Source organism: Cellulomonas sp. P4_H12 (genome assembly GCF_056400905.1).
This window is the reverse complement of record NZ_JBFUKJ010000043.1, coordinates 1-22,706: the sequence shown is the minus strand read 5'-3', so window position 1 is coordinate 22,706 and position 22,706 is coordinate 1. Positions and strand designations below refer to the sequence as shown.

Below are 22,706 nucleotides of genomic sequence, written 5' to 3'. Positions count from 1 at the left end.
GCACGGCCCCGCGCGACGACGCCGCCCGGACCGCCGCCCGCCGCGCGCGCGCCGCCGAGCTCCGGCAGGCCGTCGAGCTCCCGTCGATCGTCTACCCCGAGCAGCTGCCCGTCAGCGCCCGTCGCGCCGAGATCTCCGACGCCCTCCGCGACCACCAGGTGGTCGTCGTGGCCGGCGAGACCGGCTCCGGCAAGACGACGCAGATCCCGAAGATCGCCCTCGAGCTCGGGCGCGGCCGCGCCGGCCAGATCGGCCACACGCAGCCCCGACGGATCGCCGCCCGCAGCGTCGCGGAGCGGATCAACGAGGAGCTGGTCGGCGACCAGCCGCTCGGCGGGGTCGTCGGCTACCAGGTGCGCTTCACCGACGAGTCGAGCGAGTCGACGCTGGTCAAGGTGATGACCGACGGCATCCTGCTGGCGCAGATCCAGCGCGACCCCATGCTGTGGGCCTACGACACGCTCATCATCGACGAGGCCCACGAGCGGTCGCTGAACATCGACTTCATCCTCGGCTACCTCACGCGCCTGCTCCCCCAGCGGCCCGACCTCAAGGTCGTCATCACGTCGGCGACCATCGACTCGGCCCGGTTCGCGCGGCACTTCGCCTCCGCCGACGGCGAGCCGGCTCCGGTCGTCGAGGTCAGCGGGCGCACCTACCCCGTCGAGATCCGGTACCGACCTCTGTCGCCGGACGTGGAGGAGGGCGCCGCGCCCTCGAAGAAGCGCGGTGCCGAGGACCGGGACCCGATGACCGCCATCTGCGAGGCCGTCGACGAGCTCTGCCTCGAGGGACCCGGCGACATCCTGGTGTTCCTGTCGGGTGAGCGCGAGATCCGCGACGCCGAGGACGCGCTGCGCGGCTCGCTCGGCCCTCGCGTCTCCGATCCCCGCACGCCCGGTGCGGTCGAGCTGCTCCCCCTCTACAGCCGGCTGTCCGCGGCCGAGCAGCACCGGGTGTTCGAGCGGCACCAGAACCGTCGCGTCGTGCTGTCCACCAACGTGGCCGAGACGTCGCTGACCGTGCCCGGGATCCGGTACGTGATCGACCCCGGCACCGCCCGCATCTCGCGCTACTCCAAGGCCACCAAGGTCCAGCGGCTGCCCATCGAGCCCATCTCGCAGGCCTCGGCGAACCAGCGTTCCGGGCGGTGCGGGCGCGTCGCCGACGGCATCGCCATCCGGCTGTACTCGCAGGACGACTTCGAGGCCCGACCGTTGTACACCGAGCCCGAGATCCTTCGTACATCGCTCGCGTCGGTCATCCTGCAGATGATCGCGGTGGGCGTCGCCACGACGCCGGAGGACATCGGCGACTTCCCGTTCGTCGACCCGCCGGACACCCGCGCCGTGCGCGACGGCGTGCAGCTGCTCACCGAGCTGGGGGCGCTGGGGGACGGCCGGCTGACCGAGACGGGCCGCGCGCTCGCGCAGCTGCCGATGGACCCCCGGCTCGCGCGGATGATCGTCGAGGGCGGCCGTCGGTCGGTGGCGCGCGAGGTCATGATCATCGCGGCCGCGCTGTCGATCCAGGACCCCCGCGAGCGCCCGGTCGAGGAGCGCGAGAAGGCCGACCTCTCGCACTCCCGGTTCACCGATCCGACCTCTGACCTGCTGACCTACCTCAACCTCTGGCACTACCTGCGGGACCAGCAGCGCGACCTGTCGGGGTCGGCGTTCCGCCGGATGTGCCGCGCGGAGCACCTGAACTACCTGCGAATCCGCGAGTGGCAGGACGTGGTCACGCAGCTGCGCGAGCTGGCCAAGCCGCTGGGCATCGTGGTCAACGCCCCGAAGCAGACGCCCGACAGCGACGAGCTCCGGCTCGAGTGGGATGGCGACCGCATCCACGTCGCCATCCTCGCCGGGCTGCTCTCGCAGATCGGCATGCAGGAGGCGACCGAGGTGTCGACCCGCGGCAAGGCGCCCGGGCGCCCCGACCGCCGCGGCCGCAACGAGTACCTCGGGGCACGCGGCGCGCGGTTCGCGATCTTCCCGGGATCGGGCCTCGCGCGGAAGCCTCCGGCCTGGGTCATGGCCGCCGAGCTGGTCGAGACCAGCCGGCTCTGGGGCCGTGACGTCGCGCGCATCCAGCCGGAGTGGGCCGAGGAGGTGGGCGCCCACCTGGTGAAGCGGACGTACTCCGAGCCGGCCTGGTCCACGCGCCAGGGGGCGGCGACCGCGTTCGAGAAGGTGCTGCTCTACGGCGTGCCCATCGTCAACCAGCGCCGCGTGCTCTTCGCCAAGGTCGACCCCGAGCACGCCCGCGAGCTGTTCGTCCGGCACGCCCTCGTGCAGGGCGAGTGGACCACCCACCACGCGTTCTTCCACGAGAACCGCCGGCTGCTGGCCGAGGCCGAGGGCCTGGAGGCACGCGCGCGACGTCGCGACCTGGTGGTCGACGACGACACCCTCTTCGCGTTCTACGACGAGCGCGTCCCCGACGACGTCGTCTCGAGCCGGCACTTCGACCAGTGGTGGAAGACCACGCGCCGCGAGAACCCCGACCTGCTGACGTTCACGCGCGAGCTGCTGGTCGGCGAGGCCGGCGCCATCGACGAGGGCGCGTTCCCGTCCCGGTGGCCGCAGGGCGACCTGCGCCTCCCGCTGACCTACCAGTTCGAGCCTGGTACAGAAGCAGACGGCGTGACTGTACACATCCCGTTGTCCACCCTCGCGCGGCTCACACCGGACGGCTTCGGGTGGATGGTCCCGGGCCTGCGCGAGGAGCTGATCACCGCCACCATCCGGTCGCTGCCCAAGCCGGTGCGCGTCCAGCTGGTCCCCGCGCCGGACGTGGCCCGCGGCGTCGCGGCCTGGATCGAGGAGCACGCGGCGGCCTGGGAGGACACCGTGCGGGCGGGCGACGCGGCGCCGTCCTTCCGCGACGTGTTCCGGCGGGCCGTCCGCGAGCTCCGGGACGTCGACGTGCCCGAGGACGCGTTCGACGACGACCGGCTGCCGCCGCACCTGCGGATGACGTTCCGTGTGGTGGGGGACCGCGGGGGAGTGGTCGACGAGGGCAAGGACCTGCTCGTCCTGCAGCGCCGCCTCGCGGACCGCACGCAGCAGGCGGTCGACGACGCCGTCCGCACAGCGGTGCGGGCCGCGATGGAGGAGGCGCGGGCCGCGGGAGCGCAGAGCGCTGCCCCGGTGCCGACGAGCCCGCCTGTCGCGCCCGCTCCGAGCGTCGACATCGTGCGGACCGGGCTCACCACCTGGCCCGCCGACCTGCCCGAGCTCCCCGAGGTCGTCCAGGTCGGCAAGGTCCGCGCGTTCCCGTCCCTGGTCGAGGAGAAGGGCTCGGTCGCCGTGCGCGCGCTGGCCGACGAGTCCGCGAGGCCGGAGGCGGCCCGCCGGGGCCTGCGCCGCCTGCTGCTGCTCGACGTGGGCCTGACGCCCGGCAGGATCACCAGCCGCTGGACCGGCACGCAGGCACTCACGCTCGCAGCCAGCCCGTACGCCAGCACGGAGGCGCTGGTCACCGACGTGCAGCTGGCCGCGATCGAGTCGCTCGTCACGGTGCCGGCCGACACCGTCCGCTCCGCCGACGCCTACGCCGCGCTGCGTGCGGACGTGCGGAACCGGCTCGAGGACACGGTGTTCGCCGTGGTCACGGACCTGGTGGCCGTGCTCACCGCCTGGCGGGAGCTGGACGCCGAGATCCGCGCCCGGTCCAGCCTCGCCCTGCTGGCCACGGCCCAGGACCTGCGCGCCCAGGCCGCCCGCCTGGTGCACGCCGGCTTCGTCAGCGAGGTCGGCGCCGCGCGCCTGCCGCACCTCGCTCGGTACCTGCGGGCGGCGCGCCACCGGCTGGTCAAGGCGGCGGAGAACCCGCAGCGCGACGCGGACCTCGCCTGGCAGGTCCAGGACGTCGAGGCGCTCTACGACGACGCCGTCGCCAAGCACCCTCGGGACGCCGAGCTCCGGGAGCTGCGCTGGATGCTCGAGGAGCTGCGCGTCAGCCTGTTCGCCCAGCAGCTGGGCACCCCGACGCCCGTCTCGACCACCCGCATCAAGAAGGCGCTCGCCGCCTACTGAGGCTCGACCGGCCCGGCATCGGTCCCGGCGACGAGGTCTCCGCAGGTGACCTCCTGCGCCGTCGCGACCACGGGTTCATCGGCGCCCGCACCGAGGGCCACCTCCTCCGGGGCGGCGTTGGTCGCGTGCCGGCCGTCGGCGTCGAGGTCCACGAACGTCCGGGTCACCGTGTAGGTGCCGGCGGCGTCGACCACCGCGTTCAGGCCCGCGAGCCGGAGCGAGCCGGCATCGGTCGAGCACCCGACGCCGGTCCCGGTCCCCGCGAAGCCGAGGTCGAACGTGTACGGGCCACCCTGCTCGTTGGCCACCGGGGTCACGGCGCAGCCGGCGAGCGAGTACACGAGCGCCTCCCGCGAGAGGTCGACGAGCGCGATCGGTATCCCGTCGCTCTGCACGCGGTTGACGATCGCGGAGGCGGCGACCGGTGACGCGGACTCGATCGGCGTCGAGAACGTCGCGCCCGACGCGGTGGTGATGCCGAACGTGCGCCCGGCACCGCCGCTGAGCCACGCCTGGTCGGGCCGCCCGTCGCCGTCGACGTCGATCACGGTGACCACGTCCGCGCCCGCCGGGATCGTCGCGTCGTTGGGGGCGCAGCCGGCGGCGGTCGTCTCCGACGCCTGCGGAGTCGACGACGTCGGCGGGGCCGAGGGCGGCGCCGAGGAGGTCGGCGACGCGACAGGGGCCGGCGTGCCGTCGTCGCGGTTCACCAGGAGCACCACGATCACGACGATCGCCACCACGAGCAGCGCGGCGAGGGCCACGACCCAGCCCCGGCGCCCGCCGGACCCGGGCTGCGGCTGGTCGGGGGCACCGGTGGGCGGGAACGGGCTCGTCATGGAACGGGTCTACCGCACGCACGGCGAAGGCCGCGCGGCGAACCGCGCGGCCCCCGGCCGGTCAGGCCTGGCGACGGAACAGCACGGCCGCCGCGACGCGCGCGACGACGAAGATCCCGACGCACCACACCACGGCGGCGACCCACGCGTCCCCGACCGGGATGCCGAGCAGCAGGCCCCGCAGAGTGTCGGTCACCGGGGTGATGGGGTTGTACGTCGCGATGGTCTCGAGCACCGACGGCATCGACTCCGGCGGCACGAACGCGCTCGACACGTACGGCAGGAAGAGGATCGCGAACGTGAACCCGGAAGCAGCCTCGGGCCCGGACGCCACGACCCCGATGGCGACCGCCACCCACGTCAGGGCGAGCACGAAGAGCGCGATGAGCCCGATGGCCGCGAGCCACTCCAGGGGCGACGCCGCGGCGTCGAAGCCGATGAGGAACGCCACGCCGATCACGAGCGCGGTGGAGACGGCATTGCGGGCCATGCTGGCGACGACGTGACCCGTGAGCACGCCGGTGGGCCGGATGGGCAGGGACCGGAACCGGTCGATGATGCCGCCGGTCATGTCGCTGGCGACCTCGACGGCGGTGTTGGCGGAGCCGTAGCCGGCCGTGAGCAGGACGATCCCGGGGACCACCCAGTTCACGTAGTCGCCGCCCGTCTCGATGGCACCGCCGAACACGTAGACGAACATCAGGAGCAGGGCCAGCGGCAGGATCACCGCCATGAGCACGGTGTCCATCTGGCGCAGGGACCGGCGCAGGCACCGACCGATGAGCGCAGCGGTGTCGTGCGAGCTCCAGCCGAGGGCGGGCGCTGCTGGGGGTGCGGTGAGGGTGGTCATCAGTACTCCCGGGAGGAGACGAGGGTGGGCACGGCGCGTGCCGTGGTCTCCGGCTCGGTGGGCCGGCCCGTGAGGGTGAGGAAGACGTCGTCGAGCGTGGGGGAGCGGACCTCCCAGGTGTCGACGGCGACGCCGCGGTTCTCGATGTCGGCGAGGATCCGGCGCACGTCCGGCACGGACCCGTCGGTGAGGATGCGCTCCTCGGCGCCGTCCGTGAGGCGGAGCTCGACGTGGGCGGACCCGACCGCCCTCTTGAGCTCGCGCGCGGTGCCGTCCGCGATCACGCGGCCGTGGTCGATGACCGCGATCCGGTCGGCCAGCTGGTCGGCCTCCTCCAGGTACTGGGTGGTGAGCAGGACGGTGGTCCCCTGCGCGACGACGTCGCGGATCACGTCCCACAGGTCGTTGCGGCTGCGCGGGTCGAGGCCGGTGGTCGGCTCGTCGAGGAAGACGACCTGGGGCCGGGCCAGGAGGCTGACCGCGAGGTCGAGCCGCCGCCGCATCCCGCCGGAGTAGGTCTTGACCACCCGCTTGCCCGCGTCGGTGAGGTCGAAGAGCTCGAGCAGCTCGGCGCTGCGGGTGCGCACCTCCGCACGGCCGAGGTGGGCCAGCCTGGCCATGAGGTGCATGTTCTCGACGCCCGTCAGCAGGTCGTCGACCGCCGCGAACTGCCCGGTGAGGCTGATCGCCGCCCGCACCTGCGCGGCCTGCCGGACCACGTCCTTGCCGGCCACGTGCGCAGTCCCGCCGTCGGGCCGTAGCAGCGTGGCCAGGATGCGCACCGTCGTGGTCTTGCCGGCGCCGTTGGGACCGAGGAGCGCCAGCACCTCGCCCCGGGCGACGTCGAGGTCGACGCCGTCGAGCACGGTCAGGTCGCCGTAGGACTTGCGCAGCCCCCGGGCGACGACAACAGGAGCAGTCATCGCGGTCTCGCTTTCTGTGTATGGCGTAAACTGTGTGTGTACTTCATACACACTTGTAGGATCGACCGTCAAGGAGGTGCCGTCGTGGACGACCACAACGAGGACACGCGTGAGGCCGAGGCGCTGCGCCGTGACCGCGAGAAGGCCGAGCGCGCCGAGGCCAAGGAGGCCGACCGGCTGCGCCGCGAGCTGGAGAAGGCCGACCGCGACGCCGCGCGCGCCGCCGAGAAGGACGCGGAGCGCGCCCGCAAGGATGCCGAGCGTCTCGAGCGTGACCGCCTGCGCGCCGAGCAGGACCTGGCCAAGGAGGCCGACAGGCTGCGCAACGAGCGCGAGCGCGAGGCGCAGCAGGCGGTCAAGGAGGCGGCCCGGCAGCTGCGCGAGGCCGAGAAGGCCCAGCGCGCGGCCGCGCTKGCGCAGCAGCAGGCCGCGCGCGCCGCTGAGAAGGCGCGCCGGCAGGCCGTGCGGGTRGCCGGGTCGCCGGGCGTGCCGGTGGAGCTGCCGCCCGGCATCGCCGTGCTCTGGCGCACGCCCCCCGAAGGCAGGCCGGGTCCCCGCCCGAGCCTCACTCTGGAGCAGATCGCCGACGCGGGTATCGCGCTCGCGGACGCCGAGGGCATCGACGCCGTCTCCATGGCCCGGCTGGCCGAGTCGCTCGGCTTCACGACGATGTCGCTCTACCGGTACGTGTCCTCGAAGGACGAGGTGCTCGCGCTGATGTCGGACCGCGCGGCCGGGCGTCCACCGGTCCTCGGTCCGGACGTCGGCGGCTGGCGGCCGCGGCTCGAGCTGATCCTCGCGGTCCAGCAGCCGATCCTGCGTGCCCACCCATGGCTGGCCCGCACGACCACGGTGCTGCACGCCGTGGGTCCGGGCCGCCTCGCCTGGATGGAGGGGATGCTCTCGGCCCTGGAGGACACGCCCCTGTCCGAGCGGCAGAAGGTCGGGGCGATCGGCCTGCTCGCCACGCACGCCCTCGACCAGCTGCGCGTCACCGAGGAGCTGTCGGACGGCCGGCGCACAGCGACCGTGGGCGCTGCCGACGGCGCCGACGAGGCACCCGACCTGGGCGACCTGATCGGCGTCCTGGCGTCGCCGTCGGCGCACCCCGCGCTGCTCCGGGCGGCCGAGGAGGGCGCGTTCTCCTTCGGTCTCGACGACCGGGCGGGAGACGGCGACGGCCTCGACTTCGGGACCACCCTGATCCTCGACGGCATCGAACGCCTCATCGCCCTCGCGGCGCAGTGAGCCGCCCACAGCCACCCGGTCCGCACACCCGCTCGGACCGGTGTCGGCGGCGCCGGGCAGACTCGACGCATGACCTCGCCTGACGCCCTGCGCACCGGCCGCTGCTTCGGCGACGGCAACCCGCTCTACGAGCGCTACCACGACGAGGAGTGGGGCGTGCCCGTGCACGACGAGCACGCGCTCTTCGAGCGGTTCGCGCTCGAGGGCTTCCAGTCCGGCCTCGCCTGGATCACGGTGCTCCGCAAGCGGCCTGCCTTCCGCGACGCCTTCGCGGGGTTCGACCCCGAGGTGGTGGCCGGCTTCGGCGACGACGACGTGGCGCGGCTCCTGGCCGATGCGGGCATCGTGCGCAACCGCGCCAAGATCGAGGCGACGATCGCCAACGCCCGCGCGCTGCGGGAGCTGCACGCCGCCGGGGGCACCCTGGACGCGGTCCTCTGGTCGCACGCGCCCGACCGCGCCGCCCACGTCCGACCCCTGACCTGGGCCGACGTCCCCGCCCAGACGCCCGAGTCGCGCGCGCTCGCCACCGAGCTCAAGTCGCTCGGCTTCCGGTTCGTCGGACCCGTCACGGCGTACGCGGCCATGCAGGCCTGCGGGGTGGTCGACGACCACCTGGCCACGTGCCCGTCGGCGACCGCCGCGTCACCCGCCCGGGTGAGCACTACTCCTGCCGGGTGACGCTCCCGTCCACCCCTCGGAACGCGGTGTGACGCGGACTACAGTGCGGGCCATGACGGAGATGCCCAACCACGACGCCCGGCGTGATGCCGCGCGCGCGGCGGCGGAAGCTCTGGCGGACAACGCTGTTCCCGACGCGGGGATCCTCGCGGCCGTCCAGGACGGGCTGCTGTCCGTCCCGGCCGGCTCGCCGAACTCGTGGTTCGACGTGCCGTCGCAGCGCAGCCGCCTGCAGCCGGGGACCCTGTCCCCGCGCCGCCCGCACTGACGCGCCCGCTCCGGACGGCCGCGCCCGCGCTGCGGCGCGCCCGCGTGACGGCACGCGGACAACGTCGTCTCACGGGCCGAGCACGGTTGCCCAGCATGTGATCGTCGGTCTACCATCGCGCCTACCATCCAGAGCGGCCGAGAGACCTGGCTCGACGACGCCGCAGCAACCCCCCTCCCCGCCGAGGGTGTGGGTGCTTCCGCCAGGGACGATGGAGTGAGCGATGTCCCCGCAGACCACGTGTCCCCGCACCGCACCGGTGCCGACGACCCCGCCGGCCGCGCCATGAGCGCCGCCGCCGTGGAGCCCCGCACGCCCGGCCTGCACGCCGCACCCGCAGCCCGCCCGCAGTCGGCGAACGACCGCCCCACGATCTCGTTCGAGCTCTTCCCGCCCCGGAACCCCGACGCCGCACCGCGCCTCTGGGCCACCATCCAGGCGCTCGAGTCGGTGCACCCCGACTTCGTCTCGGTCACCTACGGCGCCTCGGGCAAGACCCGGGTCACCACGCGCGCGCTGGTCCGCCGGCTGCTCCGCGAGACGACGCTGAACCCGATCGCCCACCTGACCTGCGTCGGCACGTCCCGCGCGGAGATCACGGAGATCGTCGGGGAGTTCCTCGACGAGGGCCTGCGGTCGTTCCTCGCGCTGCGTGGCGACCCGCCCACCGACCAGAGCGACTGGGCGGCCCACCCCGACGGGCTGCAGACCGCGGGCGAGCTGGTCGAGCTGCTGCGGGACATCGAGGCCCAGCGCTGCGCCGACAGCCCGTCGCAGGCCGTCCGGGCGCGCGTGCGGCCGCTGTCGGTCGCCGTCGCCGCGTTCCCGCGCGGCAACCACGCGACCGGGGGCACTCGCGCGCAGGACGTCGCCTCGCTGCTGGCCAAGCAGCAGGCCGGCGCCGACTTCGCGATCACGCAGGTGTTCTTCGACGCCGACGACTACCTGGGTATCGTGGCGGAGGCCCGTGAGGCCGGCGTGACCATCCCGATCATCCCGGGCATCATCCCGACCACGGACCCGGCCCGCCTGCTGCGGGTGCAGGAGCTGACCGGCGTCCCGGTGCCGCGCACTCTCCTGGACCTGCTGGGTTCTGCCGACGACGAGCTCGACCGCCACCGCCGGGGGATCCGCGCCAGCGTCGACCTCGTCAACGGCGTCCTGGACGGCGGGGCACCCGGCGTCCACCTGTACACGTTCAACCAGCACCATGCCGCACTTGACCTGCTCGAGGGTGCACACCTCGACGGCGGAGCTCGGACAGCTCCCGACCTGGCCGGATGGCCGCAGGACACGGCACCCGCCCGACCCCCGAGGGACTGAGAAACACATGAGCACTGCGACATTCCCCGCCAGCTCCGTGCTGGGCTACCCGCGCATCGGCCCCCGTCGCGAGCTGAAGAAGGCCCTCGAGGCGTTCTGGGCCGGCCGCACGACGGCCGACGAGGTCGAGGCCACCGCCGCCGAGCTGCGACGCCGCACCCGCACCCGTCTGGCCGAGCTGGGCCTGGCCACCGACGTGCCCGCTATCCCGAGCGCCTTCTCGTTCTACGACCACGTGCTCGACGCGACCGCCGTGGTGGGTGCCGTGCCGGCCCGCTTCGCGGACGTCGTCGGGGCCGACGGTGCGCTCGACCTCGCCGGCTACTCGACCGTGGCCCGCGGCCGCGGCGACGACCTGCCGCTCGAGATGACCAAGTGGTTCGACACCAACTACCACTACCTGGTCCCCGAGATCGGCCCGGAGACCGAGTTCCGCTTCGCGAGCGACCGCCCCGTCCGCGAGTTCGCGGAGGCCCTGGCCGACGGCGTGCTCACGCGCCCGGTGCTCGTCGGCCCCGTCACCTACCTCGCGCTGGCCAAGCCGACCGAGGACGCCCCCGAGGGCTTCGCGCCGATCGACCGCTTGGCCGACCTGCTGCCGGTCTACGCCGAGCTGCTCCAGGCGCTCGCGGCTGCCGGCGCCACCTGGGTCCAGCTGGAGGAGCCCGCGCTGGTCTCCGACTCGATCGCCGTCCCCGCCGAGCAGCTGCTCGCCGCCGTCATCGAGGCGTACCGCGCCCTGGCGACGGACCTGACGGACCGCCCGGCCATCCTCGTCGCGGCGCCGTACGGCGACCTCGGCGCGGCGTTCCCGGTGCTCGCCGCCACGGACATCGAGGCCATCGGCATCGACCTGGTCCGCGGCCACGCGCCGACGGAGAAGGTGCCCGGCCTCGAGAGCAAGACGCTGGTCGCCGGCGTGATCGACGGCCACAACATCTGGCGCGCCGACCTGGACGCGAAGCTGCAGATCCTCGAGCAGCTCGAGGGCCTCGGCGCCGCCGCCGTCACGGTCGGGACGTCGACGTCGCTCTTCCACGTCCCGCACACGCTCGAGGACGAGCCGAACCTCGACGCCACGCTGAAGACGTGGCTCGCGTTCGCCGACGAGAAGGTCGTCGAGGTCGTCACCCTGGCAGAGGGCCTCACCGAGGGCCGCGAGGCCATCCACGAGCAGCTGCTCGCCGCGTCCGACGCGGCGACCTCGCGCCGCACGGCGCCCGGCGTCGTCAACCCGGCCGTCCGGGACCGCGTGGCTGCGCTCGACGAGGCGGCGTTCAGCCGGGGCTCGTTCGACGAGCGCAAGGCCGCCCAGGCCGCCCGGCTCAACCTGCCCCCGCTGCCGACGACGTCGATCGGCTCGTTCCCGCAGACCACCGAGATCCGCACGGCCCGCGCGGCGTTCGGCAAGGGCGAGCTGACCGAGGAGCAGTACGACGAGGAGATGAAGGCGGAGATCCGCCGCGTCGTCGAGCTGCAGGAGAAGATCGGCTTCGACGTGCTGGTGCACGGCGAGCCCGAGCGCAACGACATGGTGCAGTACTTCGCGGAGAACCTCGACGGGTTCGCCGTGACGCAGAACGGCTGGGTCCAGTCCTACGGCTCGCGGTGCACGCGCCCGTCGATCCTGTGGGGCGACGTCTCGCGGCCGAAGCCGATCACGGTCGAGTGGTCGTCGTACACGCAGTCGCTGACCGAGAAGCCGGTCAAGGGCATGCTGACGGGCCCGGTCACCATCCTCGCGTGGTCGTTCGTCCGCGACGACCAGCCGCTGGGTGACACCGCCAACCAGGTCGGCCTCGCCCTGCGCGACGAGATCGCCGACCTCGAGGCGGCGGGCATCGCCGTGATCCAGGTGGACGAGCCCGCGCTGCGCGAGCTGCTGCCCCTGCGCGTCGAGGACCACCCCGCGTACCTCGACTGGTCGGTCCGCTCGTTCCGACTGTCCACGGCCGGCGTCCGCCCCGACACGCAGATCCACACCCACCTCTGCTACTCGGAGTTCGGCGAGATCATCGGCGCGATCGACGGGCTCGACGCCGACGTGACGTCGATCGAGGCCGCCCGCTCCAAGATGGAGATCCTGGGCGACATCTCGGCCGCCGGCTACCCGCGCGGCATCGGCCCGGGCGTCTACGACATCCACTCGCCCCGCGTGCCCAGCGAGGCCGAGGTCGAGGAGCTGCTCACCGAGGCCGTCAAGGCGATCGCCGTGGACCAGCTCTGGGTCAACCCGGACTGCGGCCTGAAGACCCGCCGCTACGAGGAGGTCGCCCCGTCGCTGGAGCACATCCTCGAGGCGACGCGGAAGGTGCGCGCGACGCTCTGATCCTCACCACGACGGCCCCGGACATCGCCAAGGTGTCCGGGGCCGTCGTGCGTCCTAGGGTCGGCGCGTGACGATCTTCGACACCGTCCCGCTCGACCAGCTCCGTCGCCGGACCAGCGAGAAGTGGCGCGCCTACCCGCCCGACGTGCTGCCGCTGTTCGTCGCCGAGATGGACGTCCCGCAGCCCGAGCCCGTGATCCGTGCCGTGCACGACGCGATGCGCTCGGGCGACACCGGCTACCCGCACGGACGCGCGTTCGCCGAGGCGATGGGCGAGTTCGCCGCGCAGCGCTGGGGCTGGGACGTGGACGTCGCCGCGTCGCGCCTGGCGTCCGACGTCATGGTGGGCGTGGTCGAGGCGCTTCGTCTGGTGACCGACCGGGGTGGCGCGGTGGTCATCAACCCGCCCGTCTACCCGCCGTTCCGCGCGTTCCTGGAGCACGCCGGGCACGTCGTCGTGCCCGCCCCGCTCGGTCCCGACGGGCGGCTCGACCTCGATGCCCTCGACCGCGCGTTCGGCCGCGCCCGCGCCCATGGCCCGCGCCCGGCGTACCTGCTGTGCCACCCGCACAACCCGACGGGGACCCTGCACACCGCCGCCGAGCTGCGCTCCGTCGGCGAGCTCGCCGCGCGGCACGGCGTCCGGGTGGTCGCCGACGAGATCCACGCGCCCCTGGTGCCGAGCCGGCACGCGTTCGTCCCGACGACGACCCAGATCCCCGACGCGATCGCGCTGCACTCGGCGTCGAAGGCGTTCAACCTGGCAGGTCTGCGCGTGGCGGTGCTGGTGCCCGGGCCGGAGGCCACCGGGGACCTCGCCGGGATGTCACACGTCGTCGGTGACGGCGTCATGCACCTCGGCACGGTGGCGCAGACCGTGGCCTACCGCGAGTGCGGCGCGTGGCTCGACCGGGTGCTCGACGGGCTGGCGCAGAACCAGGAGCTGCTTGCGGGACTGCTCGCCGACCAGGTGCCCGACGCCCTCTGGTCCCCGCCCGAGGCGACCTACCTGGCCTGGATCGACCTGCGCGCCACCGCCGCCGTCCGCGCGGGCGCCGACCCGGCCGAGCTGCTCCTGCGTCGCGGGCGCCTCGCCGTCAACCCCGGGCCGACGTTCGGCGACGAGGGCGCGGGGCACGTGCGGCTGAACCTCGCGGCGTCGACCTCGACGCTCACCGACGCCGTGGGACGCATGGCCCTTGCCCTCGCCGACTGAGATCGATTCGTGACCATCTGACCGCCGCCGGGACTCATGTCCACCCCACGCACGTGCCGATCTCGTAGGTGCGGGCCCTGGAGCCCGATTTTTCTCCGACGACGTAGTGGAGACAGACGTGACAAAGTGCGACGAGTGCAGCTCGGCGGTGCAGATCTGTGAGCGGTGCGACGGCGCCGGTCGGAAGCGCTGGTCGGGGGAGTGCAGCTACTGCCGAGGAACCGGTCAGGCCTGCATGAAGAACGCGAACCACCGCTGGTGAGCTGACGCTGCAGCGGCTCTAGCCCAGCCGGACGTACCGGTCCGCCAGACGGTCGACGATGCGCACGTCGGCGTCGAGCCACGGGACGTCGTGCCACTGCGGCCCGGGCAGCCAGCGCAGCTCGTCGTGCTCGACCAGCGGCTCGGCCGTCCCGTCGACGATCTCGGCCAGCCAGATGCGCATCACGTACTGGTCGGACAGGCGCCACAGGCCGTCGTCCGGACCGACGAGCTCGTCGCCGAGGCCGATGCGCACGCCCAGCTCCTCGCGGATCTCGCGGTGCAGGGCATCCTCCGGCGTCTCGTCGCCGTCCACCTTGCCGCCGGGGAACTCCCAGCGGCCGGCCAGTCTCGCCGGCACGGCACGGCGAGCGGCCAACAGCTCACGCGGATCGTCCAGGTCGTCCACGATGGCGGCGGCCACGACGAGCACGGGTGGGGTCATGCGGTGAGTCTGCCAGTCCCGCGTTGCGCGGGAGTGGCGGTTCGGGGTCGGCCCGGTGTCTTGAGCCGACGATCCCGAGAGACCTCCGTCAGCGAACGCCGTGCGCGACGGCCCAGGCGACAGCCTCGGACCGCGTGGACACGCCGATCTTGCGGTAGACGCTGCGGACCTGCGACTTCACCGTGTTGCGGGTCACGAAGAGCCGCGTGGCGATCTCCTCGAGAGTGACGTCCTCTGCGAGCTCGGCCAGTACGACCCGCTCGCGGCGCGTCAGTGCGTCGTTCGAGAGACCGACCGTCCTGCTCGTCTCCACCATGCTCATGATGTCCTCCGGTGTGCTGCGTGGCCCGGGGGTTCGGGTCACGCTCTGGGCTGCGTACCGGATGAGAGAGAGCTGGTCGCGCGCCATGACGCCACTTCCAGCAATCTCGTCATGCGCGGGTTCCCCCCCGCCATGCGCCGATCGCGCCTGCCACCCACAATGAACGCCGCCTCGCCCCCCTGATACGCCGATCGTGTGACCACCGGCGGGTTTTCACCCGGACGGCTGACCAGCGGCGGGCGGAAGCACCTACCTCTGCAGGACGGTGCCGACGCCGTCGAGGTTCACCCCGCGTTCTGCGCGGTGTACTCCTCGGCGGTGAGCACGGGTCCGGTTGACGCCACGTCGACCTTCAGGAGCCAGCCCGCTCCGTACGGGTCGGAGTTGACCACCGAGGGATCGTCCACGGCGGCCTGGTTGACCTCGACGACCGTGCCCGACACCGGCGAGTACAGCTCCGACACCGACTTGGTCGACTCGATCTCGCCGACGACCGCGCCGGCGACGATCTCCTCGCCGACGGCGGGGAGCTCCAGATAGACGATGTCGCCGAGCGCGTCAGCCGCGATCCCGGTGATGCCGACGGTCGCGGGGGCGCCGTCATCCAGCCATTCGTGCTCGACCGTGTAGTGCAGGTGGGTGGGCAGCTCCGCGGACATGTGAGGCTCCTGTCGGTACTTCTCTAGGGCTTGGTCTACCGGGGTCGGCGGTAGAAGGGAAGGGGCACCACCCGGACGGGTTCGACGCGTCCACGCACGTCAACCGCCAGCTCGGTGCCGGGAGCACTGAGCTCGGGGGTCACGTACGCCATCGCGACGGGGTGGCCGAGGGTCGGAGAGGGTGCTCCGGAGGTGACGGTACCGACCGGCACGGCGTCCGCGCCCGTCCCGCTCAGCACCGGGTAGCCGTGCCGAGCGGCGCGGCGACCGAGGCCCTCGAGCCCCACCAGCACGCGCGCCGGCGCCGAGTCCGCACGGCCGGCCAGGGCGTCGCGGCCGACGAACGGGAGGGGCCGGCCCTCGTCGTCGACCTTGTCCAGCTTCACCACGCGACCGAGACCCGCGTCGTGCGGGGTGGTCGTCCGGTCGAGCTCGTTGCCGTACAGCGGCATGCCGGCCTCGAGCCGGAGGCTGTCGCGGGCCGACAGGCCGGCGGGGACGAGCCCGAACGGCTCGCCGGCGGCGAGGAACGCCTGCCAGAGGGCGGGGGCGAGCGCGGCGTCGAGGAAGAACTCGAAGCCGTCCTCGCCCGTGTAGCCCGTGCGGGCGACGAAGACCGGCTTGCCCTCGAACGTCATCGGGATCGCCGCGTAGTACTTGAGCGTCTCGGCGTCGTGGCCGGCCTCCGCCAGGCCCTCGGTCGCGCGCAGGATGTCGAGCGCCCGCGGGCCCTGCACGGCGATGAGGGCGGTCTGCGGGGAACGGTCCTCGACCAGGACGTCGAACCCTCCGGCGCGGTCCACGAACGCCGCCAGCACGGTCTCGTGGTTCGACGCGTTGGCGACGACCATGAACGTGTCCTCGGTGTCGCGGTAGACGATGAGGTCGTCGACGACCCCGCCGTCCTCGGCGCAGATCATGGTGTAGCGCGCCCCCAGCACCCGCAGGGCGGAGAGGTTGCCGACGAGCGCGTGGTCGAGGAAGGCGGCGGCGTCGGGACCGCTGACCGCGATCTCGCCCATGTGCGAGAGGTCGAACAGCCCGGCCGCCGTGCGCACCGCGGTGTGCTCGGCGATGTCGGAGGTGTAGCGCAGCGGCATCTGCCAGCCGGCGAACGATGTGAGGGCGGCGCCGAGGGCGACGTGCTGCTCGTGAAGTGGGCTGTGCCTGTCGACGATGCTGGTGTCCATTTCCTTGGTCTCTCTCACTCGGCGTAGGCCTCGATGGGCGGGCAGGAGCAGACCAGGTTGCGGTCGCCGTGCGCTCCGTCGATCCGACGGACCGGCGGCCAGTACTTGCCCTCGCGCAGCGCCGCCACGGGGAAGGCGGCGAGCTCGCGGGGGTAGGCGTGGTCCCACACGTCGGCGGCCAGGGCGGCGGCCGTGTGCGGCGCGTGGCGCAGCGGCGAGTCCGCGACGGGCCAGCGGCCGGCCTCGACGGCGTCGATCTCGCCGCGGATCGCGACGAGGGCGTCGACGAACCGGTCCAGCTCGGCCAGGTCCTCCGACTCGGTCGGCTCGACCATGAGCGTGCCGGCCACGGGGAAGGACAGCGTCGGGGCGTGGAAGCCGTAGTCCATGAGGCGCTTGGCGACGTCCTCGGCAGTCACGCCGGTCTCCTTGGTGATGTCGCGCAGGTCGAGGATGCACTCGTGCGCGACCAGCCCGTTCGGGCCGGTGTAGAGGACCGGGAAGTGGCCCGACAGGCGCGTGGCCAGGTAGTTCGCCGCGAGCACGGCGGTCTCGGTGGCGGTCGTCAGGCCGTCGGGGCCCATGAGCGCGACGTAGGCCCAGGAGATGGGCAGGATGCCGGCCGAGCCCCACGGGGCCGCGCTGACGGGAGGTGTGCCCTCGCGCCGCGCCGTCGGCGTCGGGTCGCCCGGCAGGAACGGCGCCAGGTGCGCCGCGACGGCGACCGGTCCGACGCCCGGACCGCCACCGCCGTGCGGGATGCAGAACGTCTTGTGCAGGTTGAGGTGGCTCACGTCGCCGCCCAGCTCGCCCGGACGCGCCAGGCCGACCAGGGCGTTGAGGTTGGCGCCGTCGATGTAGACCTGGCCGCCCGCCTCGTGGACGAGGTCGCAGACCGTGCGCACGCCCTCCTCGTAGACGCCGTGCGTCGACGGGTACGTGATCATGATCGCGGCGACCTCGGGGCCGTGCTTCTCCAGCTTGGCGCGCAGGTCGTCGAGGTCGATCGAGCCGTCGCCGGCCGTCGCGACCACCACGACGCGCATCCCGGCGAGCGCCGCCGACGCCGCGTTGGTGCCGTGCGCCGAGGCCGGGATCAGGCAGACGTCGCGGCGGTCGCCGCGGGACGCGTGGTACCCGTGGATGGCGAGCAGCCCGGCGAGCTCGCCCTGCGAACCCGCGTTCGGCTGGACCGACACGGCGGCGTAGCCGGTGATCTCCGCCAGCCAGTCCTGGAGCTCGGTGACCAGCTCGGCGTAGCCCTCGGTCTGGTCGAGCGGCGCGTACGGGTGGATGGTGGCGAACTCCGGCCAGGAGATGGGCTCCATCTCGGCCGTCGCGTTGAGCTTCATGGTGCACGAGCCCAGCGGGATCATCGTGCGGTCCAGCGCGAGGTCCTTGTCCGAGAGGCGGCGGAGGTAGCGCAGCATCGCGGTCTCGGAGCGGTGCAGGTGGAAGACKGGGTGCTGCAGGTACGCGCTGGTCCGGCGGAGCTCGGCCGGGAGCGCGTCGGAGCCGTCGGTGCCGAGGAACCCGAACGCGTAGGTGCCGTCCTCGGCCTCGAGGGTCGTGGTGCCGGCCGCGGCGAACGCGAGCACGATCCGCAGCAGGTGGTCGTCCGTCGTGCGCTCGTCGCAGGCGATCTGCACGTGGTCGTCGTCGGGCGCCCAGAGGTTGACGCCTGCCTGCGCCGCCTGGGCGACGACGGCGCGGGCCTTTCCGGGGACGACGGTGCGCACGGTGTCGAAGAACACCGCGTGCTCCACGGTCACGCCGACACCCGAGAGCAGCTCCGCCAGACCGGCCGCGCGGGCGTGCACCGTCGAGGCGATCGCCCGGAGGCCGTCGGGCCCGTGGTAGACCGCGTACATCGAGGCGACGATGGCCAGCAGGGCCTGCGCCGTGCAGATGTTGCTCGTCGCCTTCTCGCGACGGATGTGCTGCTCGCGCGTCTGCAGCGCGAGGCGGTAGGCGCGGGCGCCGTCGGCGTCGATCGAGACGCCCACCAGGCGGCCGGGCAGCATCCGCTCGAGGCCGTTGCGGACCGCCATGAACGCGGCGTGCGGACCGCCGCCGAACAGCGGGACGCCGAAGCGCTGGGCCGAGCCGACCGACACGTCGGCGCCGAGCTCGCCCGGCGACGTGAGCAGCGTGAGGGCCAGCAGGTCGGCCGCGACGGTGACGAGCCCGCCGCGCTCCTTGGCCTGCGCGATCACGGGGCGCAGGTCGCGGACCCTGCCCGAGGCGCCCACCTGCTGCACGACGACGCCGATGAGGTCGCCCTCGATCTCGGGCAGCCCGTCGGCGAGGTCGGCGACGACGACCGGGAGGCCGATGGCCTCGGCCCGGCCGAGCGTCACGGCGAGCGACTGGCCGAACAGGTCGGCGTCGAGCACGACCGTGCCGGCCTTCCCACGGGCCGCGCGCCACATCAGCGCGACCGCCTCGGCGACCGCGGTCGCCTCGTCGAGGAGCGAGGCGTTGGCCAGGTCCAGGCCGGTGAGGTCCGTGACCATCGTCTGGAAGTTGAGGAGAGCCTCGAGGCGGCCCTGCGAGATCTCCGGCTGGTACGGCGTGTAGGCGGTGTACCAGGCGGGCGACTCGAGCACGTTCCGCCGGATCACGGCGGGCGTGATGGTGTCGGAGTAGCCCTGGCCGATCATCTGCGTCATCACGCGGTTCTTGCCGGCGATGGTGCGCAGCGCCGCCAGGACGTCCTCCTCGGAGCGCGCGGCCGGCAGGTCCAGCGGGCGGTCCGTGCGGATGCTGGCGGGGACGGCGGCGTCGACCAGGTCGTCGAGGGTGGCGTAGCCGACGACCGACAGCATGTGGGCCGTCTCGCCGCCGCGAGGGCCGATGTGCCGGTCCGCGAAGTTCTCGGCGGCGGGCGTGTGCTCGACGCTGGTGAACGCGACGGAGTCGTGCGAGGGGTCCAGCCGGACCGCGGGGACGCCGTTCATGACGGCGGTGTGCAACGAGCTGAGATCGGTCACGAGCTGCTCCGCAGGGGTCGTCCGGACGCGCCGGGACGGTGGGTGGGCTCCCCGCTCTGTCACCTGCACACGTGCAGACCTGAGAGTTTTGCCGGTCCGCCTGTCGGGGCGCGCCGGCTTGCACCGTCGGTGGGACCTCCGAAGAAGCCCTCTTTCCAGAGTTGCCTCGCCGTGGCGGTACAGGGGCCTGAGAGATTCCCGGGGAGGGTTGCTCCTTCGGCGCCCCGCACGTTCTGCGGGAGCTCTCCCGCCGCGGTTCGAGCAGCGTGTGAAGTTGTGGGCTCAGCGTACCCGGCGATGTCCAGGACGCAGTCGGCCCCGCGCCCCGCCGGTGCGCCTGCGTAGATTGGCCGGGTGCAGAAGGCCCCTCGCCCCGCCACCGTGGTCGTCGTCTCCGACCGGTCCGCGTCCGGCGTCCGGGAGGACGCGTCCGGGCCGGCGGCCGCCGCCCGGCTGCTGGAGGCGGGCTTCCGACCCGTCCAGGTGACCGTGGTGCCCGACGGCGCCGCCTCGGTCGAGGGCGCGCTGCGCACCGCGCTCGCCACGGGCGCCCGGCTGGTGCTGACGTCCGGGGGCACGGGCGTCGGACCGCGCGACCGGACGCCCGAGGGGACGCGCGCCGTGATCGACCGTGAGCTCCCCGGCATCGCCGAGCTCCTGCGCCGCGACGGGTCGTGGAACGTGCCGACCGCCGTCCTGTCCCGCGGCGTCGCCGGCGTCACCGACAGCGGCGCGCTCGTGGTCAACCTCCCCGGCTCCCCGGGGGGCGTCGCCGACGGCCTCGACGCGCTCCTCCCGCTCGTCGACCACGTCCTCGACCAGCTGACGGGCGGCGACCACGGATGACCGTCGTCGCGCGCGTCGTCGACGAGCCCCTCGACCTGCTGTTCCACGTGGAACAGGTCAGCGGTCCGCGGGCCGGGGCCGTCGCGACGTTCGTCGGGCTCGTGCGGGACCACGACCCGTCGGTCGAGGGACGGGTGGTCGGGCTCGACTACTCCGCGCACCCCGACGCCGCCGCCGTGCTGGAACGGATCGCCGCGGCCGCCGTGACGGACGACGTCCTGGGCATCGCCGTCAGCCACCGGGTCGGGCACCTGGCCGTCGGTGAGGCGGCGATCGTCGCCGCGGTCGCGAGCGCGCACCGCGCGGAGGCGTTCGAGGTGTGCCGCGTGCTCGTCGAGACCGTGAAGGCCGAGCTGCCCGTGTGGAAGCGTGAGATCCTCGAGGACGGCACGCATGTGTGGGTGGGGATGACATGACGGAACAGCTGGTCGACCGGTTCGGGCGCGTGCACCGCGACCTGCGCATCTCGCTGACCGACCGCTGCTCGCTGCGCTGCACCTACTGCATGCCCGCCGACGGCGTCCCGTGGCTGGCCCGCTCCACGATGCTCAGCACCGAGGAGATCGTGCACGTCGCCCGCGTGGGCGTGGAGCTCGGCATCGAGGAGATCCGGCTCACCGGCGGTGAGCCGCTGCTGCGCGTGGACATCGTCGACGTCGTGCGTCGGCTCACCGCGCTGACCGGCCCGTCGGGGAGCCCCGAGGTGTCGCTCACGACGAACGCGCTCCGGCTGCCCGGGCTGGCCTCCGAGCTCAAGGACGCCGGCCTCTCGCGGGTCAACATCAGCCTCGACACCCTCGACCGCGCGAAGTTCCACGAGCTCACGCGCCGGGACAAGCTCGTCGAGACCCTGGCCGGGGTCGCCGCCGCCGACGCCGCCGGGCTGCACCCGGTGAAGATCAACGCTGTCGCGATGCGGGGCGTGAACGACGACGAGGTGGTGGCGCTCACCCGGTTCGCCGTGGAGCGCGGCTACCAGATGCGGTTCATCGAGCAGATGCCGCTGGACGCCGGCCACACGTGGGACCGGGCCGAGATGGTCACGCAGGCCGAGATCCTCGCGCGGCTGACCGCCGAGTTCGAGCTCACCGAGGTGCCCGGACGCGGGGCGGCGCCGGCCGAGCTCTGGTACGTCGACGGCGGACCCGCGACCGTCGGCGTCATCGCGTCGGTGACCGCGCCGTTCTGCGGCGCCTGCGACCGCCTGCGGCTCACCGCCGACGGCCAGCTACGCGCGTGCCTCTTCTCCCAGACGGAGACCAACGTGCGCGACCTGCTGCGCGGCTCGTCGCCCGCGGCCGATGCCTCGGCCATCGGGATCGGCCCCGGCCAGGCGCTCCGGATCGGGTCGTCAGCCCCGGAACGGCCGGCCCCGACCCCGGCCGACGTCGACACCGCGCTGGCCGATGCCTACCGCCGCTGCCTGGCCGGCAAGAAGGCCGGGCACGACATCGACGACCCGGCGTTCCTGCAGCCCGACCGCCCGATGAGCGCGATCGGCGGCTGATCAGCCGCCCGCGAAGGGCGGCAGCACGTCGAGGGTCGCGCCGGCGGGGATCGGGTCGTCGCCCTCGACCCGGGTGCCGTCCGCCAGGAGCGCGCAGCGGCCCAGCACCCGGTCCAGCGACGGGCCGTGCGCCGCGACCATGGCGGCCCGGACCTGCGCGGCGGAGCCGGCGGCGACCTGCTCGGTGTCGACGCCGGCGGCCTCCGCGGCGGCGGCGAAGTAGCGGACGGTGATMACGGCTCGGCGGTCCAGGCGCGGGCGCGGTCCTCGATCCAGGCCAGGACGTCGGACGGGTTCGAGCTCGCGGCCGCCAGCCCGGCGACGAACATCGTCACCGGCACGGCTGGGCGCGCCACCTGGTGCGCGACGTCGGCCGCGACCTCCAGCAGGCGGTCGATGTCGACCAGGTCGCGCTCCACGCCGAGCGCGGTCGTGATCTGGTCGATCCATTCCGGCAGGTCGGCGCCCGGGGCGCGGCGAGGGTCGTCCGTCATGGACCGATCCTGTCACCCAGCTGCGCGTCGAGGCGCTCGACGTCCGCCCAGGTGTCGGCGTCGGCGGCGGCATCGGACGTGTCCGGCACGTCGACCAGTCGCAGGTCGGCCACCAGGCGGTGCATCGCCGCGCCGTGCGTCTCGGGGAGCGCGGCGAGCGCGCGCGCCAGGGCGGCGGCGCGATAGACGGCGACCAGGTGCTGGGGGCGGCCGTCCGCGCTGACCAGGCGGGCGCCGTCGACGTCGTCGCCCCGGGCCGCGGCGAGCAGCGC

Annotated in this window: 19 protein-coding genes, 2 pseudogenes and 2 riboswitches; of the genes and pseudogenes, 10 read left to right on the top strand and 11 right to left on the bottom strand. The window is 73.4% G+C overall.

Features of this window, described 5'->3' with window-relative positions; all coding sequences use genetic code 11:
* The coding region (gene hrpA / locus AC1DQC_RS18545) for an ATP-dependent RNA helicase HrpA (protein WP_477052705.1) at positions 1-4,040 on the top strand (4,040 nt) is incomplete at its 5' end.
* Here hrpA and AC1DQC_RS18540 read toward each other — a convergent pair.
* The 3 genes from AC1DQC_RS18540 to AC1DQC_RS18530 form a co-directional block, all read right to left on the bottom strand.
* Positions 4,034-4,879, bottom strand: coding sequence for a hypothetical protein (locus AC1DQC_RS18540; protein ID WP_477052704.1), 846 nt, complete (start codon positions 4,877-4,879; stop codon positions 4,034-4,036). The genes hrpA and AC1DQC_RS18540 overlap by 7 nt on opposite strands.
* Before the next feature lie 61 nt (positions 4,880-4,940).
* Entirely contained in the window at positions 4,941-5,729 is a 789-nt protein-coding gene (locus AC1DQC_RS18535) for an ABC transporter permease (protein ID WP_477052703.1), read from the bottom strand.
* Positions 5,729-6,652: an ATP-binding cassette domain-containing protein gene (locus tag AC1DQC_RS18530; protein WP_477052702.1), complete on the bottom strand. Its 924-nt coding sequence runs from the start codon at positions 6,650-6,652 to the stop codon at positions 5,729-5,731. Before AC1DQC_RS18530 ends, AC1DQC_RS18535 begins: the two co-directional genes overlap by 1 nt.
* A gap of 84 nt (positions 6,653-6,736) precedes the next feature.
* Between AC1DQC_RS18530 and AC1DQC_RS18525 the strand changes: the two genes are divergently transcribed.
* The 6 genes from AC1DQC_RS18525 (at position 6,737) to AC1DQC_RS18500 (ending at position 13,717) form a co-directional block, all read left to right on the top strand.
* Positions 6,737-7,900 carry a TetR/AcrR family transcriptional regulator gene (locus tag AC1DQC_RS18525; RefSeq protein WP_477052701.1) on the top strand — a complete coding sequence of 388 codons (1,164 nt, stop codon included), beginning with the start codon at positions 6,737-6,739 and terminating at the stop codon, positions 7,898-7,900.
* A 69-nt stretch (positions 7,901-7,969) separates the two neighbouring features.
* A complete protein-coding gene (locus tag AC1DQC_RS18520; protein WP_477052700.1) occupies positions 7,970-8,581 on the top strand; it encodes a DNA-3-methyladenine glycosylase I in 612 nt (203 codons plus the stop codon).
* 52 nt (positions 8,582-8,633) lie between these two features.
* On the top strand, positions 8,634-8,849 hold the full coding sequence (locus tag AC1DQC_RS18515) for a hypothetical protein (protein WP_477052699.1): 216 nt from the start codon (positions 8,634-8,636) through the stop codon (positions 8,847-8,849).
* A 121-nt stretch (positions 8,850-8,970) separates the two neighbouring features.
* Positions 8,971-9,067: riboswitch (SAM riboswitch) on the top strand.
* Positions 9,068-9,134: 67 nt separating this feature from the next.
* Positions 9,135-10,172, top strand: coding sequence for a methylenetetrahydrofolate reductase (locus AC1DQC_RS18510; protein ID WP_477052708.1), 1,038 nt, complete (start codon positions 9,135-9,137; stop codon positions 10,170-10,172).
* Between the two features lie 7 nt (positions 10,173-10,179).
* Positions 10,180-12,501, top strand: a complete 2,322-nt coding sequence (metE, locus tag AC1DQC_RS18505) for a 5-methyltetrahydropteroyltriglutamate--homocysteine S-methyltransferase (protein WP_477052698.1) — start codon at positions 10,180-10,182, stop codon at positions 12,499-12,501.
* Positions 12,502-12,568: 67 nt separating this feature from the next.
* Complete coding sequence (locus AC1DQC_RS18500; protein WP_477052697.1) at positions 12,569-13,717, top strand: MalY/PatB family protein; 1,149 nt, start codon at positions 12,569-12,571, stop codon at positions 13,715-13,717.
* A 280-nt stretch (positions 13,718-13,997) separates the two neighbouring features.
* On the opposite strand, the gene AC1DQC_RS18495 is transcribed toward AC1DQC_RS18500, so the two are convergent.
* The 5 genes from AC1DQC_RS18495 to gcvP form a co-directional block, all read right to left on the bottom strand.
* Complete coding sequence (locus AC1DQC_RS18495; protein ID WP_477052696.1) at positions 13,998-14,423, bottom strand: (deoxy)nucleoside triphosphate pyrophosphohydrolase; 426 nt, start codon at positions 14,421-14,423, stop codon at positions 13,998-14,000.
* An 88-nt stretch (positions 14,424-14,511) separates the two neighbouring features.
* Positions 14,512-14,745 (bottom strand): LuxR C-terminal-related transcriptional regulator, encoded by a 234-nt coding sequence (locus AC1DQC_RS18490; RefSeq protein ID WP_477052695.1) that lies wholly within the window; start codon positions 14,743-14,745, stop codon positions 14,512-14,514.
* A 284-nt stretch (positions 14,746-15,029) separates the two neighbouring features.
* Positions 15,030-15,404, bottom strand: coding sequence for a glycine cleavage system protein GcvH (gene gcvH, locus AC1DQC_RS18485; protein ID WP_477052694.1), 375 nt, complete (start codon positions 15,402-15,404; stop codon positions 15,030-15,032).
* Between the two features lie 35 nt (positions 15,405-15,439).
* A complete protein-coding gene (gene gcvT / locus AC1DQC_RS18480) occupies positions 15,440-16,594 on the bottom strand; it encodes a glycine cleavage system aminomethyltransferase GcvT (protein ID WP_477052693.1) in 1,155 nt (384 codons plus the stop codon).
* 14 nt (positions 16,595-16,608) lie between these two features.
* A complete protein-coding gene (gcvP, locus tag AC1DQC_RS18475) occupies positions 16,609-19,554 on the bottom strand; it encodes an aminomethyl-transferring glycine dehydrogenase (protein WP_477052707.1) in 2,946 nt (981 codons plus the stop codon).
* Between the two features lie 198 nt (positions 19,555-19,752).
* Positions 19,753-19,847, bottom strand: a riboswitch (glycine riboswitch).
* A 94-nt stretch (positions 19,848-19,941) separates the two neighbouring features.
* On the opposite strand from gcvP, the gene AC1DQC_RS18470 reads away from it, so the two are divergent.
* The 3 genes from AC1DQC_RS18470 to moaA are packed head-to-tail and all read left to right on the top strand — an operon-like array spanning position 19,942 to position 21,940.
* Positions 19,942-20,433 (top strand): MogA/MoaB family molybdenum cofactor biosynthesis protein, encoded by a 492-nt coding sequence (locus AC1DQC_RS18470; RefSeq protein WP_477052692.1) that lies wholly within the window; start codon positions 19,942-19,944, stop codon positions 20,431-20,433.
* Entirely contained in the window at positions 20,430-20,849 is a 420-nt protein-coding gene (locus AC1DQC_RS18465) for a molybdenum cofactor biosynthesis protein MoaE (protein ID WP_477052691.1), read from the top strand. Before AC1DQC_RS18470 ends, AC1DQC_RS18465 begins: the two co-directional genes overlap by 4 nt.
* Positions 20,846-21,940 carry a GTP 3',8-cyclase MoaA gene (gene moaA, locus AC1DQC_RS18460; protein WP_477052690.1) on the top strand — a complete coding sequence of 365 codons (1,095 nt, stop codon included), beginning with the start codon at positions 20,846-20,848 and terminating at the stop codon, positions 21,938-21,940. Before AC1DQC_RS18465 ends, moaA begins: the two co-directional genes overlap by 4 nt.
* On the opposite strand, the gene AC1DQC_RS18455 is transcribed toward moaA, so the two are convergent.
* The 3 genes and pseudogenes from AC1DQC_RS18455 to AC1DQC_RS18445 form a co-directional block, all read right to left on the bottom strand.
* The gene (locus tag AC1DQC_RS18455; RefSeq protein WP_477052706.1) at positions 21,941-22,174 is read right to left on the bottom strand and encodes a MoaD/ThiS family protein; all 234 of its coding nucleotides are present in this window, start codon (positions 22,172-22,174) and stop codon (positions 21,941-21,943) included. It lies immediately after the preceding gene.
* A gap of 20 nt (positions 22,175-22,194) precedes the next feature.
* A pseudogene (locus AC1DQC_RS18450) lies at positions 22,195-22,434 on the bottom strand (DUF6457 domain-containing protein); the annotation flags it as partial.
* Positions 22,431-22,706, bottom strand: a pseudogene (locus AC1DQC_RS18445) (molybdenum cofactor guanylyltransferase); the annotation flags it as partial. The pseudogenes AC1DQC_RS18450 and AC1DQC_RS18445, both read right to left, overlap by 4 nt.

Excerpts from the sequence above, each read along its gene's own strand:
- AC1DQC_RS18540 (WP_477052704.1), bottom strand. The coding sequence starts at position 4,879 with ATGACGAGCCCGTTCCCGCCCACCGGTGCCCCCGACCAGCCGCAGCCC.
- AC1DQC_RS18535 (WP_477052703.1), bottom strand. The coding sequence starts at position 5,729 with ATGACCACCCTCACCGCACCCCCAGCAGCGCCCGCCCTCGGCTGGAGC.
- AC1DQC_RS18530 (WP_477052702.1), bottom strand. The coding sequence starts at position 6,652 with ATGACTGCTCCTGTTGTCGTCGCCCGGGGGCTGCGCAAGTCCTACGGC.
- AC1DQC_RS18520 (WP_477052700.1), top strand. The coding sequence starts at position 7,970 with ATGACCTCGCCTGACGCCCTGCGCACCGGCCGCTGCTTCGGCGACGGC.
- AC1DQC_RS18515 (WP_477052699.1), top strand. The coding sequence starts at position 8,634 with ATGACGGAGATGCCCAACCACGACGCCCGGCGTGATGCCGCGCGCGCG.
- AC1DQC_RS18510 (WP_477052708.1), top strand. The coding sequence starts at position 9,135 with ATGAGCGCCGCCGCCGTGGAGCCCCGCACGCCCGGCCTGCACGCCGCA.
- metE (WP_477052698.1), top strand. The coding sequence starts at position 10,180 with ATGAGCACTGCGACATTCCCCGCCAGCTCCGTGCTGGGCTACCCGCGC.
- AC1DQC_RS18495 (WP_477052696.1), bottom strand. The coding sequence starts at position 14,423 with ATGACCCCACCCGTGCTCGTCGTGGCCGCCGCCATCGTGGACGACCTG.
- AC1DQC_RS18490 (WP_477052695.1), bottom strand. The coding sequence starts at position 14,745 with ATGAGCATGGTGGAGACGAGCAGGACGGTCGGTCTCTCGAACGACGCA.
- gcvH (WP_477052694.1), bottom strand. The coding sequence starts at position 15,404 with ATGTCCGCGGAGCTGCCCACCCACCTGCACTACACGGTCGAGCACGAA.
- gcvT (WP_477052693.1), bottom strand. The coding sequence starts at position 16,594 with ATGGACACCAGCATCGTCGACAGGCACAGCCCACTTCACGAGCAGCAC.
- AC1DQC_RS18465 (WP_477052691.1), top strand. The coding sequence starts at position 20,430 with ATGACCGTCGTCGCGCGCGTCGTCGACGAGCCCCTCGACCTGCTGTTC.
- moaA (WP_477052690.1), top strand. The coding sequence starts at position 20,846 with ATGACGGAACAGCTGGTCGACCGGTTCGGGCGCGTGCACCGCGACCTG.